The organism is Ornithinibacillus massiliensis, from assembly GCF_018310345.1.
Taxonomy (GTDB): Bacteria; Bacillota; Bacilli; order Bacillales; family Amphibacillaceae; genus Ornithinibacillus; species Ornithinibacillus massiliensis.
In genome coordinates, this window is the sequence record NZ_JAGXBY010000002.1 from 305,396 (window position 1) to 322,207 (window position 16,812).

Sequence of the window (16,812 nt, forward strand, 5' to 3'; positions counted from 1 at the left end):
GGGTGTGAAAAATGTTGCGTTGGATATCGATAGTTGTCCTAGCAGTAGCAGTTATAGGAACTGCTGCATGGGGCTATAAAGAACATCAAGAAAAAAATGCCATCTTAATACAAGCAGAAAATACGTATCAGAGGGCATTTCATGAACTGACTTATAATATGGATCTTTTGCATGATAAGATTGGTACGGCAATTGCTATGAACTCCAGAGAACGATTATCACCACAGCTTGCGGAAATTTGGAGACTTACATCGGATTCATTATCAAATGTTGGGCAACTGCCACTTACGTTAATACCATTTAATAAGACGGAAGAATTCTTATCGAATATTGGAGATTTTACGTATCGAACCGCCATTCGAGATTTAGATAAAGATCCATTATCTGATAAAGAGCTAGAAACATTAGAGAATTTATATTCGCAAGCTGGTGAAATTAAGGATGAACTTCGTCAAGTACAACATACAGCAATGGAAAACAACCTTCGTTGGATGGACGTCCAATTAGCCTTAGCTACAGAGGATGAACAAGCAGATAACACGATTATCGATGGTTTTAAGACTGTCGAAAAGAAGATTGAAGGATATTCAGAAGGAAATGTCGATTCAGCTCTTTCTGGTACTTCCTCAGAAAATCATAGCTATGAAAATATTCAAGGTAAACAAATTAGTGAACAGGAAGCACTGCAATATAGTAAAGACCTATTTAATATAAAAGAAACAAGAGATTTAAACTTAACAGAAACAGGAGATGGGGCAGACGTAGCCTTATATAGTGTATCGTATTCTGAAGGAAATAAGAGTGCATACCTTGATTTAACGCAAAAAGGTGGCCACCCTATTACGTTACTTGTCGATAGACCAGTTGGAGAACAAAGTATTAGCTTAAATGACGGGTTTAAAATAGCTGAGAAATATATTCAAGATCATGATTTTGAAGAGATGGAAATGTTCAATAGTAGTCAATATGAAAACATAGGTATTTACTCCTTTATTTATAATCAAGATGGTGTCCGCGTTTTTGCAGATGCAATAGAGGTAAAAGTGGCGCTTGATAATGGAGATATAATTGGATTGACTGCAAATAATTATTTTCTAAATCACCATGAAAGAGACATTCCAGACCCTAAATTAAGCTATGAGGAAGCACGAGATTTCGTAAATCCAAATGTCGATATACAAGAAGAGTTTTTAGCCGTCATAACGAATGATCTTGGAGAAGAGGTACTGGTGTATGAGTTCCTTGGTCTATTAGGTAATGACACGTATCGTATCTTTATAAATGCGACAGATGGTCATGAAGAAAAAGTAGAAAAATTAAACGGCAAAGAAATAAATTATGCAGGAATTTAGTTCGGGAGAGGCTTTTGTCCTTTCCCTTTTTTTATTTTTTTGTGATAATAAATGGAGAGCTATTGTTTTATCGAATAGATAATGTGGGGGAGTAACATGAAGATTGGGGTTTTTTTAACAATTGAGGCGTTCAGTATAAAAACGAACTCTATGGAGAAATATCGTTGTAAAATAGTTGACAAAAATAGTAACTATCTATACGTTGATTATCCAGTTCACATACAAACGAAAAGAACGAATGCAGGATTTCAAATAGGTGATATAATGTATGCTGAGTATAATGGGGAAGACCAATCTGTTTATCGATTCAAAACTGAAGTCAAAGATAAACAAAGAGGAAAAATACCCACTCTGGCACTTGTAATACCTGAAAAAGACCAAGTAGAGAGAATCCAAAGAAGGCAATATGTAAGAGTAGAAGCGGCTACTGATGTTGCCATTCATAGTATAGAAGAGAAATTTCCTCCTTTTACTACGGTGACAGTAGATATTAGTGGCGGTGGGATATCTGTCATTATACCTAAAGGAACTAGTATAATGGAACAGGAGAAGGTTACGATATATTTGGTTCTTCATATGTATTCTGGGGAGTATTCATATCTTGAACTATCCGGTGAGGTTGTAAGAATTATACATCAAGAACATACTGCCAATATAGCCTCAATTAAATTAAATGCACTCAGTGAACAGGATAAACAGAGTATTGTTCGTTACTGTTTTGAAAAGCAACGAGAAGCAAGACAAAAAGAAATTCAATAGCTAGCATAGGGATTGACCATGAGAGGAATGAATAATGTAATGACAAAAAAAATTGCGATTGCGATTGACGGTCCTGCGGCAGCAGGAAAAAGTACAGTAGCTAAAATTGTTGCGAATAAATTATCCTATATTTACATTGATACAGGTGCAATGTATCGAGCGATAACATTAAAGGCACTAGAGAATTCTGTTGATGTAAATAATGAACAGGAGCTAGTGGAAATACTTGAAACAACAAGTATCAAACTAGTTCAGAGTGAAGAAGGACAACGGGTTTTACTTGATGATCGAGATGTAACATTAGATATACGTACAAGTGAAGTTACGAATAATGTGTCCTATGTTGCACAGCACCCGAAGGTACGAGAGGATATGGTAGCGAGACAACAGCAACTAGCAGAAGCGCGTGGGGTAGTTATGGACGGCCGTGATATTGGTACGAAGGTTATCCCAGATGCAGAGGTTAAGATTTTCTTAATTGCCTCAGTCGAGGAACGGGCTAAACGAAGACATGTAGAGAATATAAATAAAGGATTTCCATCTGACTTGGAGCAATTGAAGAAAGAAATCGAGAAGCGCGATTTAATTGATTCGGAGCGTGAGGCTTCACCACTAGTAAAAGCGGAAGATGCTGTGGAAATAGATACAACTTCACTATCTATTCAGGATGTCGCTGATCAAATCTTACATCAGGTCCAAAAAATCCTAAAATAAACAAGGGTAAATACTAACTACTATCATGAAGGTAATATTTGCTTGACAAATAAAGTCAAATATTAGAAGTTATTAAAAGGAAGATTTTTTCTGAAAATATGTTGTTATATAGTTGTATTGGCTAAGGAGGAATTGGAATGAGCGAAGAAAATTTAAATTTACAAGTAGGGGATAAGGTAACAGGAACGGTTGTGAAGATTGAAGATAAACATGTTCTTGTTGATATTGGTTATAAAACGGAGGGTATTATTCCCATTAGTGAATTATCTAATCTACATATCGAGACGCCTAATGAGGTTGTGAAGGAAGGCGATACGCTATCATTATCTATAAAGAAAATAGAGGATGATGGAGTAGTTCTTTCTAAGAAAGTAGTTGACCAGGAATTGGCTTGGGGTGACCTAGAAACAAAATTCCAATCAGGAGAAGTGTTTGAAGTACAAATAAAAGAAGTTGTAAAAGGCGGCCTAGTTGCTGATATTGGCATACGTGGCTTTATCCCTGCTTCATTAGTAGAAGCACATTATGTAGAAGACTTTTCCGAATACCAAGATCGTATTCTAACAGTGAAAATCGTCGAATTAGATAAGGAACAAAACCGAGTTATCCTATCTCACCGTGCGGTTGTAGAAGAGGAACTAGCAAATAAAAAGTCTGAGATTATTCAAACTTTAGAGGTTGGACAAGTGATAGAGGGGACAGTACAACGCATTACTGATTTTGGTGTGTTTGTTGATATCGGTGGTATTGATGGGTTAGTACATATTTCTCAACTATCACATGATCATGTCAATAATGCCGAAGAAGTGGTATCTGTCGGGGACAAAATGAAAGTAGAAGTACTTTCCGTTGACCGTGATAATGAACGTATTGCACTTTCCAGAAAGAAAGTTCTTCCTGGGCCATGGGCAGATATTGAAAGTAAAATTAAACCAGGTCAAGTAGTAGAAGGAACGGTTAAACGCTTAGTTAATTTTGGAGCATTTATCGAAGTACTTCCAAGTGTAGAAGGTCTAGTGCACATTTCACAAATTGCCAATCGCCACATTGGTACACCACAAGAGATATTAGAAGTTGGTCAGCAGGTAAGGGTGAAAGTTCTAGATATTAATGAATCGGAAGAAAGAATGTCATTAAGTATTCGAGAATTAGAGGCTGAAGAAGAAGCAAAAGACTACAAACAATACGAAAAGGTTGAAGAGCAATCTAGCTTCCAATTTGGTGACCTTATTGGAGATAAATTAAATAAATTTAAGCAATAACATTCTTTAAGGAATACTTGGTTTATATCAACTAAAAGTATATGTGATGATAATTTCTATGAGCCTGTTTTCCCTTGTTGTGCTCAATAGGAACCCACATAACGTCGTAGTATTAAATTCGATAAATAAGACCCGAACTAATTTTTATTGGTTTGGGTCTTTTTTATTATGACAAATATAGGAGACATCCTCTTTCTTGTTTAAAAACAACCCATCAAAGCAATACTAAAAATGGTGGTGATGATTGATGGATGGTATCTTTTTTTACTGGTTTGGTTGGTTCTTTTGGGTGATTTTTACCTTTATAGTTCCCAAGAATAAAATACGGACTATTTATGCGATGTGGATATTACTGATTATCGGTTTTTCAAATCTATATCTATCCTTTGATTCAATAGCGTTATCTATGTCCTATTTAACCCTTATATTAGGAGCTTTTATCCTCCTTTCAACATTAAATAGAAAAGGAATCCTCCTTTTTTCGGCATTTACCATGATGATTGGTTATACAAGTTTATTAATATGGGAAGTAAATGCTCCAGTATGGCTATTTATGCCAAGAATCATCATGATACCTGTTTTATGTGTATGCTTGGCAATGGTGTTAACAAAGGAACTTTATGCTAGGTTTACGATAAGTGTCATTGGTATTTGTAGCGGTGAGTTTTTATATAGTGCTCTATTATATAATTATTCCATTATACAATCTATTGGTAGTTTGCGTTTTCTAGATACACTCTCTGTTATGGTATTCCTGCTTGTCCTTATGGAAGCTATACATCAAGGAAAAGATAAACTGTTTTTATTACTCCATAAAACGAACAACATTTGAGGTGGCAAAATGAATGAGTATATGATGCCTATTGTTTTAGGTGTAGTATTAGGTACAATTACTAGGATAATCATGCTTCGTACGGATTACCGTCAATATCCAACATATTTACATGGAAAAATAATCCATGTCTCATTAGGGTTTATTGCAGCATCTCTTGGTGCAGTTGCAGTACCCGCGATGATGGAGATGGATTTTACTGCGGTTACGTTTTTAACTGTTGCCGCTACACAATTTCGTGAGGTACGAAACATGGAACGGAATACACTAAGTGAAATTGATGATCATGAGCTTGTTTCTAGGGGAAAGGCTTATATAGAAGGGATCGCAATTTCGTTTGAAAGCAGGAATTATTTAGTTATTTTAACAGCCTTTATTACTACGTTATTTTATATTATTTGGAATATATATGCCGCTATTATTGGAGCGATTATTTGTTTTATTATTAGTAAAATCATGCAAAGTGGAAGTACAATCAAAGATCTTGTTCAAATCGAATATGTGGAACCACATTTTGAAGGGGCTGGATTATATATAGATAATATCTATATTATGAATATAGGTCTACCGGAAAGGCAAAAGGAGATTCTCAAGTATGGTATGGGCTTTATTTTAAAGCCTAAAAATATAAATGTGGTGAATACGATTGCTCATCTTGGCCAAAGACAAGCAATATTACATGATGTATCGGTTTCGTTAGGTGTGTTTCGTGATTCCGGGACACCGGCATTAGTGCCGCTTATTAAACGAGATTTAGATGATGGTAGAATTGGTGTTTTCATATTACCGCAAATTAGAGACGTTGATAAAGCAATACAAATAATCGGTGCGGTCCCTGTATTGGAAACGGCGATTCGAATGCCTTCAAAATCTAATACACAGAAGGAGGTCCATTAGCATGGTGATAGAAAAATCTATTTTGGCTATCATTACAACTAATAATGAGAAGGTGGCGGGAGGAGCACCGATTTTCAATTGTCAGGATTTTGATGAATTACAAAAAACAGCTGCCAATTTAGAGGCCATATTAGATGGGATTGCACATGCATTAAGTGACGAGGTTTTTATCATTGTAAAACATTAAAATATTGTTAAGATTAATTTCTTTTGCTAGAATGAATAAAGTTATGATATGTGGTATTATTTGTTAGGTTGATTAGAATAGTATCAAATATAAACGTAATTACGCGAAGTATAAGTAAAAAATCAATCCAATTTTACATTAGACTATTAAAAAAACTAAAAAATGTATTTTACATAGAGAGAGGATGTTCCTTTCAATGAGGAAAGCTGTAGTAGCCATAGTAGGGAGACCAAATGTTGGAAAATCTACTATTTTTAACCGATTAGTAGGTGAAAGAATATCAATTGTAGAAGACATACCAGGGGTAACAAGAGACCGTATCTATTCCCAAGCGGAATGGTTAAATACGAAATTTAATCTAATTGATACGGGTGGTATAGAAATTGGGGATGAACCTCTTTTAATTCAAATGCGTCAGCAAGCTGAAATTGCGATAGATGAAGCTGATGTCATTATTTTCATTGTAAATGCCAAAGAAGGGATCACTGCTGCTGATGAAGAAGTGGCTAAGCTTTTATTCAAGTCGAATAAACCAGTTGTTCTAGCAGTAAATAAAATAGATAATCCAGAAATGCGTGACGAGATTTATGAGTACTATTCGTTAGGTTTCGGTGAACCGTTCCCTATATCTGGTGCCCATGGTTTGGGACTAGGAGATTTATTAGATGAAGTGGTTGGACATTTTCCACAATTTGAACAAGAAGAGGTAGATGAGGATACCATCTACTTTAGTTTAATTGGTAGACCAAATGTAGGTAAGTCTTCTTTAGTCAATGCATTACTGAATGAAGAACGTGTAATCGTAAGTGATATAGAAGGTACTACACGTGATGCGGTTGATACACATTTACACCGTGATGGACAAGATTATGTCATTATTGACACTGCCGGAATGAGAAAACGTGGGAAAGTGTATGAATCAACAGAAAAATATAGTGTATTACGTGCACTAAGAGCTATTGAACGTTCCGATGTTGTCCTAGTTTTAATCGATGCTGAGACGGGTATTAGGGAACAGGATAAAAAAATTGCTGGCTATGCACATGATGCTGGACGAGGAATTGTAATTGTAGTGAACAAATGGGATACAGTCGAAACAGATGAGAAAACAATGAAGGAATATGAGGAAAAAATTCGCGCTCATTTCCAATTCTTAGATTATGCACCAGTCGTATTTTTATCTGCTAGAACAAAGAAACGTATCCATACGTTACTACCAATGGTTCAAGTAGCAAGTGAAAATCACGCGAAAAGAATTCCGACAAATGTGTTAAATGATGTCATTATGGATGCCATTGCAATGAATCCAACACCGACAGTTAAAGGACAGCGCTTGAAGGTATTGTATGCAACACAAGTAGCTGCTAAGCCTCCTGCATTTGTCGTCTTTGTGAACGATCCAGAGCTTATGCACTTTTCATACCAACGTTTCTTGGAGAATAAAATCCGTGACGCATTTGGTTTTGTGGGAACACCGATAAAGATAATTGCTCGCAGAAGATCTTAGGGGGAGGGATTTTTGGTGAAAAAAGTAGCTGTTTTAGGAGCAGGTAGCTGGGGTACTGCATTGAGTATCGTTCTTGCTGATAATGGGCATGATGTTAGGTTATGGACTCACCGTAAGGAACAAGCAGATAAAATTAACACAACGCATAAAAATGAACATTATTTAGAAATTATGATCCCAGAGAGAATCAGAGCTTATGCTGATATGCAGGAAGCGATTCAAGATACGGATGTTATTTTGTTAGTTGTACCGACAAAGGCTATACGAGAGGTTTCGCAACAATTAAATACTATTTTAACAGGAAACCCAACCATAATTCATGCAACAAAAGGGATTGAACCAGGTACTCTGAAACGCGTATCCCAGATGATGGACGAAGAGATGGATAAAGTGAAATACGAGGATATCGTTGTTTTATCAGGGCCTAGCCATGCGGAAGAGGTTGGACTTAGACAACCTACAACCGTAACGGTTGCATCTATCAATGAAGAACAAGCTAAAATTGCCCAGGACACTTTCTTTAATGAAGTATTTCGTGTATACACAAGTAATGATGTAATTGGCATTGAATTAGGTGGTGCCCTAAAAAACATTATTGCTCTAGGTGCTGGTATTTCAGATGGACTGGGGTATGGAGATAATGCTAAGGCAGCATTAATTACAAGAGGACTTGCTGAGATTACGAGGCTAGGAACATATTTAGGTGCTAATCCTCTAAGCTTTTTGGGATTACCAGGTGTTGGCGATCTTATTGTAACCTGTACAAGTGTTCATAGTCGGAATTGGCGAGCAGGCAATCTCCTAGGAAAAGGTAAAAGCTTAGAAGAGGTTTTAAATCAAATGGGTATGGTAGTGGAAGGTGTTCGTACTGCGGAAGCAGCGTACCAATTCGCAGAGCAAGAGGATATAGAAATGCCGATTACTCATGGTATTTATGAAATTATCCACCATCAGAAGAAACCTAAAGAAGTTGTGGAGCAATTAATGAATCGAAGTAAACGAGAAGAAATGGATGATTTAGCGACATTGTTAAAGAACCGTTACGCTCGCTAACACACTGATAAATTCCCTTGCATATACTATGTTGAAGTATAGCAGCAAGGAGGCGAGCATGTGAGCAATAAAAGTAACAATCCCTTTGACAAAATTCAGCAAAGCGCGGGTATTAGTCCAAGTGAAATCTACAAAGTTGCTGATTCAGTTAAAAACGCCGATTTTTCGGATGAGAAAACCGTTCGAAGGCTCGTTCGGCAATTAGCGAAAATGGCGAACAAACCCATCTCGAGAGAAAAAGAAGATAAACTTGTTAAGTCCATAACGAATAATAAAGTTCCTGGAGATCTTAACTCGCTGAATCAGTTATTTAAAAAGTAACGAGACTTGGGCATGTGAGGATACAACCTCGAGTCAGCTCGCATAAAATAGAACGCACAAGCATTCATAGATAGAGTTGCTGTGGGTATTATTTAGTCAAGCCAGGATGAAGATAGCCCCTCTTTATCCTGGATTTTTTATATGGAAAAACACACTTCGATTCCCCTATTATGCATGCTCTATTTGGCACGGTATGGTATAATAACGGTTGCAGTAAACGGACAAACAGATATAGAGGTGAAAAAATGTCACAATCAATGATGAATATGTGGATATCTTTAGCGGGTATGGGGCTTTTAATTATAGCTATCGGCCTAATTGTATTAGCAAGACATAAACTGAAAGGGTTTTTATCCATTATTGTATCGTTTTTAGCATATGTTTGCCTAATTTTAGGAGGTATCATAATACTTTATATCGTCTTTAGTGGGCCAACAATATAAGCTAATGGAGGTTAATGTATGAAACATACATATAAAATTATTGCAATGATGCTCCTAATACTATTTATTTTAAGCGGTTGTTTATATCCTAGTAGCCAACTAGAAAAGAATCAAACACCAAACCAGGCACAGCTTGATATGGTTCAATCTGCATTAAATGATTATCAGGAGAAAACGAATGGATTATTACCTATTCGTACAAAGCCAAACGAAACTCCTATTTTTGAAAAATATATCATTGATTTTAATCAGCTAAAAGAACAAGGTAGCCTAGCAGAGGTGCCAGGTAACGCTTATGAGAATGGCGGAATATACCAATATGCTATTATTAATCCAGACACCAATCCAGAAGTAAAATTAATTGATTTACGTATCACCGATGCACTGAGAAGTATTAATCTGAAAATTAATCTATATCGTGATAAAAATCTATATCCACCTTTTGGTGAAGTAGTTGAAAACGGCATCTTTACTATTGATCATGAGAAATTAGGATTAGAGACTCCACCCACAATAGAAAGTCCTTATTCTGATGCTGTATTACCAATTGTCATGGATACGGATGGTAATATCTATATTGATTATCGGATAGATTTAAATAACGCTTTAAAAGAGTATAACAGTAGCTATAAAGAAGGAGAGGATATTCGCTTTCTATTAGCGGAGAACACCCCTTTCTTACCCGTGTATTCCTTACCTTATACAGTTAAAGACAATGAGCCTGTTTTTATGACGGAATAAATTTTCATAAATACGCCCTTGCAGCATATATTTGTTGCAGGGGTTTTTTATTGCTATAACCCGGTGTTATTTGAAATTACCGAGCTACGAATAAATGCATCCTTTAAAAGCTTATTTATTAAATTAAATAATGTCAGGTAGGGAGCCTCCTAGAACTGTCCTAATACGTACATCTAGTAATTGGCTTAGAATAATTCTGGTTCGTCTAAAGAAACTTTATCATTTATTTTAATTCTTTTGCATATATTAAGTCATAATTTGATAGGACAACATCATAGAATTGTAATGTCAATTATTCGTAGTTTGTTCATTTAATATTGTAGTGATCGGGAGGGGATCGTTTGAAAAAGGTAGACATTTTTAAAGATATTTCGAAACGTACGAATGGCGATATATACCTTGGTATTGTTGGAGCTGTTCGAACAGGAAAATCAACTTTCATCAAGAAATTTATGGAGCTAGTTGTTCTTCCGAATATTGAAGATGAAAGTGAGAAGGTTAGGGCACAAGATGAACTACCTCAAAGCGCAGCTGGAAAGACTATTATGACAACTGAACCAAAGTTTATTCCGAATCAAGCAGTAAATGTAACCGTTGAGGAAGGTCTAGATGTAAATATTAGACTAGTAGATTGTGTTGGTTATGCAGTAGAAGGAGCGAAAGGATTTGAAGATGAGAACGGACCAAGAATGATCAATACTCCTTGGTATGAAGAACCCATTCCATTTCATGATGCTGCTGAAATTGGAACTAGAAAAGTAATTCAGGAACATTCTACAATTGGTGTGGTCATTACAACTGACGGGTCTATCGGTGATATCGAAAGAGGAGGCTATGTTGAGGCCGAGTCTAAAGTTGTGGAAGAATTGAAAGAAGTTGGGAAACCATTCATTATGGTAGTTAACTCAGTTCATCCAACAAGTGGTGAAACCGAATTGCTTAGACAAGAGCTGTCTGAAAAATATGATATACCGGTACTTGCGATGAGTGTCGAGTCCATGACAGAACATGACGTATATAATGTCCTTCGTGAGGCGTTATATGAGTTCCCTGTACTTGAGGTTAATGTGAATCTTCCAAGCTGGGTAATGGTATTAAAGGAAGATCATTGGTTACGTGAAAGCTATCAAGAAGCAATTCAATCTACTGTAAAAAATATTAGAAGACTACGTGATGTCGATCATATTGTTGGTGATTTCGCAGACTATGATTATATTGACAAAGCAAATCTAGCCGGCATGGAGATGGGAGAAGGAATAGCTGAAATTGATTTACATGCTCCAGATTATTTATATGATCAAGTATTAAAAGAAATTGTCGGTGTTGAAATTAGAGGTAAGGATCATTTGCTAGAGCTTATGCAAGACTTTGCTTATGCGAAAAGACAGTATGACCAAGTTGCGAGTGCTTTACAAATGGTTAAGCAGACAGGATATGGTATTGCTGCTCCGACGCTAGAGGATATGGAGCTTGACGAGCCTGAAATTATTCGCCAAGGGTCAAGATTTGGTGTAAGACTAAAGGCAGTTGCACCATCTATTCATATGATAAAAGTAGAGGTAGAGTCCGAATTCGCGCCAATTATTGGTACGGAAAAACAGAGTGAAGAATTGGTGAGATACTTAATGCAAGACTTTGAAGAAGACCCATTATCGATTTGGGAATCTGATATATTTGGTAGATCACTAAGTTCTATTGTAAGAGAAGGCATTCAAGCTAAAATTTCACTAATGCCTGAAAATGCTCGATATAAACTAAAAGAAACACTAGAGCGAATTATTAATGAAGGCTCTGGAGGATTAATAGCGATAATCCTATAAAATAAACAGCAGCAGTTAGCTGCTGTTTATTTTTTTGTTTATTTTTAAATTTTAGAAGGATTTTGCGAGCAACTAGCGAATATGTTACATAGGGCATTTAAGAAGGGGATTTATTACCAATATTTGGATAGAAGTAGCCGCTAATCTATAAAATATCAAACAAAATAAGAAAAAATAATAGGTTTTTGTTGAATTTTAAAGAAATCTCGTTTATTATTAGCGTTGTCCCTATTGATATAGGGGCATTTAAGTATAAAAGTTGGTAAATTGGTAAACAAATGATGAGAGAGAAATATTTGTACCAATGTGACCCGAAATCTTTTTTGGGAGGAGGTGAATGTCATGAATAAAACAGATTTAGTAAATGCTGTTGCTGAAAAAAGCGAACTTTCTAAAAAAGATGCTACAAAAGCTGTTGATGCAGTTTTCGAAGCTGTCATGGATTCACTTAAAAAAGGTGAAAAAGTACAATTAATCGGTTTCGGTAACTTCGAAGTACGTGAGCGTTCTGCACGTAAAGGTCGTAACCCTCAAACTGGAGAAGAAATCGAAATCCCTGCAAGCAAAGTTCCTGCTTTCAAACCAGGTAAAGCCCTTAAAGACAGCGTAAAATAATACGTACATAGGGTTAAAGGGTGCGTTCATACGCACCCTTTTTTCTTTTCATATTACTTCCTAAAGGGATTATACTAATTGTAAAATATGAAGGAGTGTATCGTATGAATAATAACAATGATTTTTTTGTAATTAAAGCCCTTGAAGATGGTGTTAATGTAATTGGATTAACTAGAGGATCAGATACAAAATTTCACCATTCAGAGAAACTGGATAAAGGAGAAATTATGATTGCTCAGTTTACCGAGCATACTTCTGCGGTAAAAGTTAGAGGTAAAGCTATTATCCAAACAAGCCATGGCGAGATAACGAATAACTAAAGGAAATATGTTACAGGTTATATAGCATACATATTACAACTTTTGAACTACCTGACATAGATAAATGTGTTATAATAACTAAGGCAACAAAAAGGCTTGAAGGGCTAAGGTGATAAATTTGCATACAATGGAGAGGGAATTACAACATTTAAAACAGCAAATTAAAGAGAAAGTAAGACATTCTTTCCTTTTACAACATATTGACAACCCTGAAATTGATGAATACAAACTATACTTTCTTCAACAAATATTGAATAAAACAACATTAGCCCCAAAAGTAAAAGAACAGCTAATTATAACGACAATGCTTGTACAAATTGCTTTAGATATACATGAGCAAATTCCGGACTATAAAGGGGAACAAGGTCCATCAATTAATGTTGAGAGCCAATTATCCATATTAGCTGGGGATTACTATAGTGGCCTTTATTATTATCTACTCGCTGAAATAGAAGAACGTGAGTATATAACCGTACTTGCCACAGCAATCAAACACATTAATGAATTAAAGATGGAATTATATTATCTTAACGACTATACAATAGAGAACTATTTAAATATCAAAAAAGAAATTCAGATAACATTAATCAAATATATAGCTGATCATGTTCGAGTGACAGAAGAGCTCCCAGTTATGGCAGAATTATTATTACTAAACTATATGATACATACAAATGATATATTTGTTGAAATAGACAAGCAATCAGTACTTGAGGCTCAAGTAAACAAAACAAAAGGTATGCTAGAGGGTTTACAGGTGGAAGATGGGTATAAGCAAAATCTTGTAAAAATACTTCACACCATCGTATACCAACATACCGCTTTGGAGATGGATTAATGATGCAAGGTAAATCAAAAGAAGAACGCGTACATCATGTGTTTGAAAAAATATATGATAAGTATGATACGATGAACTCTATCATCTCATTCCAGCGACATAAAGCCTGGCGAAAAGATGTCATGAAGCAAATGAATGTTCCAAATGGAGCAAGTGCATTAGATGTTTGTTGTGGAACTGGAGATTGGTCTTTCTCACTAGCTGAAGCAGTAGGTAGTAAAGGAAACGTAATCGGTCTAGATTTTAGCCAAAATATGTTATCGGTAGCAAAAGAGAAGAATGAAGAACTAAACTATGATAATCTAGAGTTCGTCCATGGTAATGCAATGGAATTACCATATGAGGATAATTCTTTTGATTTTGTAACGATTGGATTTGGGTTAAGAAATGTTCCGGATTATATGACTGTTCTCAAGGAAATGTATCGAGTTGTAAAACCAGGTGGTGTTGTAGCATGTCTAGAAACATCACAGCCTACGATGATTGGTTTTAAACAACTATATTTCTTCTATTTCCGTTTTATTATGCCATTATTTGGTAGAATTTTTGCAAAGAGCTACGAGGAATATGCATGGTTAAATGAATCTACTAGGAATTTCCCTGATAAAAAGACATTAAAGCAAATGTTTTTAGATGCTGGATTTTCGACAGTACAGGTGAAGAGTTATACCGGTGGGGTTGCAGCTATGCACATGGGTGTTAAATAAAAATCATTAGTTTTGACAGACAAAAGGTGAATTACATGAAATTACCAAAAACATATACCTACCTAAAGAAAGATCTCGACGTAATAGAATCATCCTTAATGGAGGCAATTCAGGCCAATCATCCCGTACTACGAGAAGCATCTACACAGCTATTGAAGGCAGGAGGGAAGCGTATTCGGCCTGTCTTTGTTTTGTTATCAAGTCAATTCGGTACGGTTAGTATCGAACAAATAACCAAAGTGGCAGTTTCATTGGAACTAATCCATATGGCAACCTTAGTCCATGATGATGTTATAGATGACGCGGAGCTAAGAAGAGGGATGCCGACAATTAAGAAACAATATGGTAACCGTGTCGCCATGTATACTGGTGACTACATTTTAGCTCGAGCTCTAGAAACCATCACACAGATTGATAATGCAGAATTACATAAAACATTGGCAGAGGCATTAGTCGAGGTTAGTTTAGGAGAAATTCAACAAATCAAAGATAAGTACAACTGGGATCAAAATATTCGATCTTATTTAAGAAGAATTAAGCGGAAGACTGCCTTACTCCTCGCTTTAAGCTGTAAGCTTGGCGCGATGACATCAGGAATTACACCTAGTGAAGTTAAGAAACTTTATGAATATGGATATTATATTGGAATGAGCTATCAGATCATCGATGATATTCTTGACTTTACTTCTTCTGCTGAAGAATTAGGTAAACCATCTGGGAATGATTTGTATCAAGGGAATGTCACGTTACCAGTTCTTTATGCTATGCGTGATGAGAACTTTAATCGGTTAGTTAGAGAAACCTTCGCAAATCCGGATGAGGTTTCTAAAGAAAAGATGGAATGCATCATTAGCAGACTAAAAGAAACGGATGCAATTGACATGTCTTACCAGCTAAGCGAACGTTACTTAAAAAAGGCGTTTCGTGCATTGAATGGTTTCCCTCATAATAAGGCAAAGATAACCCTTGAACAAATTGCCAAATATATAGGAAAAAGAAAGCAATAGTAAATATTGTTATTTTTATAAAAGTTTGATAGAATTTAAACGGTTACATAATTCCTAATGACATACTTTAAATGAGGTGTAAACATGGAGAAAACTTTTTTAATGGTTAAACCAGATGGGGTACAACGAAATTTAGTAGGCGAAATTGTAAACCGATTTGAGAGAAAAGGCTTTAAATTAGTAGGTGCAAAATTAATGCAAATCTCTGAGGAGCTAGCGAGTGAGCATTATGGAGAGCACAAAGAAAGACCTTTCTTCGGAGAACTAGTAGAATTCATTACTTCTGGACCAGTTTTTGCAATGGTATGGGAAGGTGAAAAAGTCATTAGTACAGCTCGTGAAATGATGGGTAAAACGAACCCAGCTGAAGCTTTACCTGGTACAGTAAGAGGTGACTTTGGGGTGACAGTAGGTAAGAACGTCATTCATGGTTCTGACTCACCAGAAAGCGCTGAGAGAGAAATTAATTTATTCTTCAATCAAAATGAATTAATTTCATATTCAAAACAAGATAGTAATTGGATTTATTAAGTTAAACAAAATGCCTCCGTTTCTTTAATGGAGGCATTTTACTAGATAAGCAAGTATACATACATAAGCAAAAAGAGGCGCAGAGGCTATGAGGGATGATTATCAACTATTTATAGAGAAAGTGTATGCTAAGTTTCGAATTGATCTAAAGCAGTATAAAGAAGCACAGATGAAGCGAAGATTAACCTCATTACGTGATAAAAGAGGTTACCAGGATTTTATGTCCTATTTTGACGCGATTCATCAAGACAAAGGATTACTTAATGAATTTATCGATAGAATTACCATAAACGTATCGGAATTCTACCGAAATCCTAAGCGATGGGAAGTATTGCGTGATACCGTCATACCAACACTCCAAACAAATAATAAATCATTGTTCGTTTGGAGTGCAGCTTGTTCTACAGGAGAAGAGTCTTATAGTATAGCCATTTTACTAAAAGAATTCTTCCCTAATGTAAATGCTAAAATCCTAGCAACCGATATTGATGAAAAGGTACTAGAAAGAGCCAAACAAGGTGTTTATGCTGAACAGGCGCTTAAGGAATTACCGGAAGAATTAAAGAAAAAGTACTTTACGTATCGTGATAACACATATGAAGTAGACCCTTCTATTAAGCGTCAAATTACGTTTAAGAAGCACAATCTATTAGAGGATGACTATCCTGAGCAAGTTGATTTAATTATATGTAGAAATGTACTAATATATTTTACGGATACCGCTAAGGATAAAATCTATCATAACTTTTCTGAATCACTTACAACTAATGGCGTTCTATTTGTTGGTAGTACCGAACAAATATTTAGTCCAAACAAGTATAATCTGCAATTATTGGATACTTTCTTTTATCAAAAATTAAATTAATTATCAAATGCTCATATCAGATGATAGGGAGCATTTTTTTC

General features: G+C 35.7%; 20 protein-coding genes. All 20 read left to right on the forward strand.

All coding sequences use genetic code 11. The annotated features are described in order from the left end of the window. The first annotated feature begins 11 nt into the window (after positions 1–11). The 20 genes from ypeB to KGF86_RS05800 all read left to right on the forward strand — a co-directional run bounded on the left by ypeB (position 12) and on the right by KGF86_RS05800 (position 16,771). A complete protein-coding gene (ypeB, locus tag KGF86_RS05705) occupies positions 12–1,352 on the forward strand; it encodes a germination protein YpeB (RefSeq protein ID WP_186869800.1) in 1,341 nt (446 codons plus the stop codon). 96 nt (positions 1,353–1,448) lie between these two features. Beyond that, the gene (locus tag KGF86_RS05710; protein ID WP_186869799.1) at positions 1,449–2,111 is read left to right on the forward strand and encodes a flagellar brake protein; all 663 of its coding nucleotides are present in this window, start codon (positions 1,449–1,451) and stop codon (positions 2,109–2,111) included. A gap of 39 nt (positions 2,112–2,150) precedes the next feature. Next, on the forward strand, positions 2,151–2,825 hold the full coding sequence (gene cmk / locus KGF86_RS05715) for a (d)CMP kinase (protein ID WP_186869798.1): 675 nt from the start codon (positions 2,151–2,153) through the stop codon (positions 2,823–2,825). Between the two features lie 137 nt (positions 2,826–2,962). Next, entirely contained in the window at positions 2,963–4,087 is a 1,125-nt protein-coding gene (gene rpsA / locus KGF86_RS05720; protein ID WP_186869797.1) for a 30S ribosomal protein S1, read from the forward strand. A 247-nt stretch (positions 4,088–4,334) separates the two neighbouring features. After that, positions 4,335–4,919, forward strand: coding sequence for a YphA family membrane protein (locus tag KGF86_RS05725; RefSeq protein WP_186869796.1), 585 nt, complete (start codon positions 4,335–4,337; stop codon positions 4,917–4,919). Positions 4,920–4,928: 9 nt separating this feature from the next. After that, the gene (locus KGF86_RS05730; RefSeq protein ID WP_211741341.1) at positions 4,929–5,816 is read left to right on the forward strand and encodes a YIEGIA family protein; all 888 of its coding nucleotides are present in this window, start codon (positions 4,929–4,931) and stop codon (positions 5,814–5,816) included. Position 5,817: 1 nt separating this feature from the next. Then, positions 5,818–6,003, forward strand: a complete 186-nt coding sequence (locus tag KGF86_RS05735; protein ID WP_186869794.1) for a capping complex subunit for YIEGIA — start codon at positions 5,818–5,820, stop codon at positions 6,001–6,003. Between the two features lie 196 nt (positions 6,004–6,199). Next, on the forward strand, positions 6,200–7,510 hold the full coding sequence (gene der, locus KGF86_RS05740) for a ribosome biogenesis GTPase Der (protein WP_186869793.1): 1,311 nt from the start codon (positions 6,200–6,202) through the stop codon (positions 7,508–7,510). Positions 7,511–7,525: 15 nt separating this feature from the next. Then, a complete protein-coding gene (locus tag KGF86_RS05745) occupies positions 7,526–8,563 on the forward strand; it encodes an NAD(P)H-dependent glycerol-3-phosphate dehydrogenase (protein ID WP_186869960.1) in 1,038 nt (345 codons plus the stop codon). A gap of 60 nt (positions 8,564–8,623) precedes the next feature. Beyond that, the gene (locus KGF86_RS05750) at positions 8,624–8,884 is read left to right on the forward strand and encodes a stage VI sporulation protein F (protein ID WP_186869792.1); all 261 of its coding nucleotides are present in this window, start codon (positions 8,624–8,626) and stop codon (positions 8,882–8,884) included. 245 nt (positions 8,885–9,129) lie between these two features. Next, complete coding sequence (locus KGF86_RS05755; RefSeq protein ID WP_186869791.1) at positions 9,130–9,327, forward strand: DUF2768 domain-containing protein; 198 nt, start codon at positions 9,130–9,132, stop codon at positions 9,325–9,327. An 18-nt stretch (positions 9,328–9,345) separates the two neighbouring features. After that, positions 9,346–10,068 (forward strand): hypothetical protein, encoded by a 723-nt coding sequence (locus KGF86_RS05760; RefSeq protein ID WP_186869790.1) that lies wholly within the window; start codon positions 9,346–9,348, stop codon positions 10,066–10,068. 341 nt (positions 10,069–10,409) lie between these two features. Further along, positions 10,410–11,888, forward strand: a complete 1,479-nt coding sequence (spoIVA, locus tag KGF86_RS05765; RefSeq protein WP_186869789.1) for a stage IV sporulation protein A — start codon at positions 10,410–10,412, stop codon at positions 11,886–11,888. A gap of 342 nt (positions 11,889–12,230) precedes the next feature. Further along, positions 12,231–12,503 (forward strand): HU family DNA-binding protein, encoded by a 273-nt coding sequence (locus tag KGF86_RS05770; RefSeq protein ID WP_010095921.1) that lies wholly within the window; start codon positions 12,231–12,233, stop codon positions 12,501–12,503. 104 nt (positions 12,504–12,607) lie between these two features. Continuing rightward, the gene (gene mtrB, locus KGF86_RS05775) at positions 12,608–12,823 is read left to right on the forward strand and encodes a trp RNA-binding attenuation protein MtrB (RefSeq protein WP_186869788.1); all 216 of its coding nucleotides are present in this window, start codon (positions 12,608–12,610) and stop codon (positions 12,821–12,823) included. A 127-nt stretch (positions 12,824–12,950) separates the two neighbouring features. Further along, positions 12,951–13,661 carry a heptaprenyl diphosphate synthase component 1 gene (locus KGF86_RS05780; RefSeq protein ID WP_186869787.1) on the forward strand — a complete coding sequence of 237 codons (711 nt, stop codon included), beginning with the start codon at positions 12,951–12,953 and terminating at the stop codon, positions 13,659–13,661. Then, a complete protein-coding gene (menG, locus tag KGF86_RS05785; protein WP_425516475.1) occupies positions 13,661–14,368 on the forward strand; it encodes a demethylmenaquinone methyltransferase in 708 nt (235 codons plus the stop codon). The genes KGF86_RS05780 and menG overlap by 1 nt, the downstream gene beginning before the upstream one ends. 35 nt (positions 14,369–14,403) lie before the next feature. Beyond that, the gene (gene hepT / locus KGF86_RS05790; protein WP_186869786.1) at positions 14,404–15,375 is read left to right on the forward strand and encodes a heptaprenyl diphosphate synthase component II; all 972 of its coding nucleotides are present in this window, start codon (positions 14,404–14,406) and stop codon (positions 15,373–15,375) included. An 84-nt stretch (positions 15,376–15,459) separates the two neighbouring features. Beyond that, a complete protein-coding gene (gene ndk, locus KGF86_RS05795; RefSeq protein ID WP_186869785.1) occupies positions 15,460–15,906 on the forward strand; it encodes a nucleoside-diphosphate kinase in 447 nt (148 codons plus the stop codon). A gap of 88 nt (positions 15,907–15,994) precedes the next feature. Then, the gene (locus KGF86_RS05800; protein ID WP_211741342.1) at positions 15,995–16,771 is read left to right on the forward strand and encodes a CheR family methyltransferase; all 777 of its coding nucleotides are present in this window, start codon (positions 15,995–15,997) and stop codon (positions 16,769–16,771) included. The last annotated feature ends 41 nt before the right edge of the window (positions 16,772–16,812 follow it).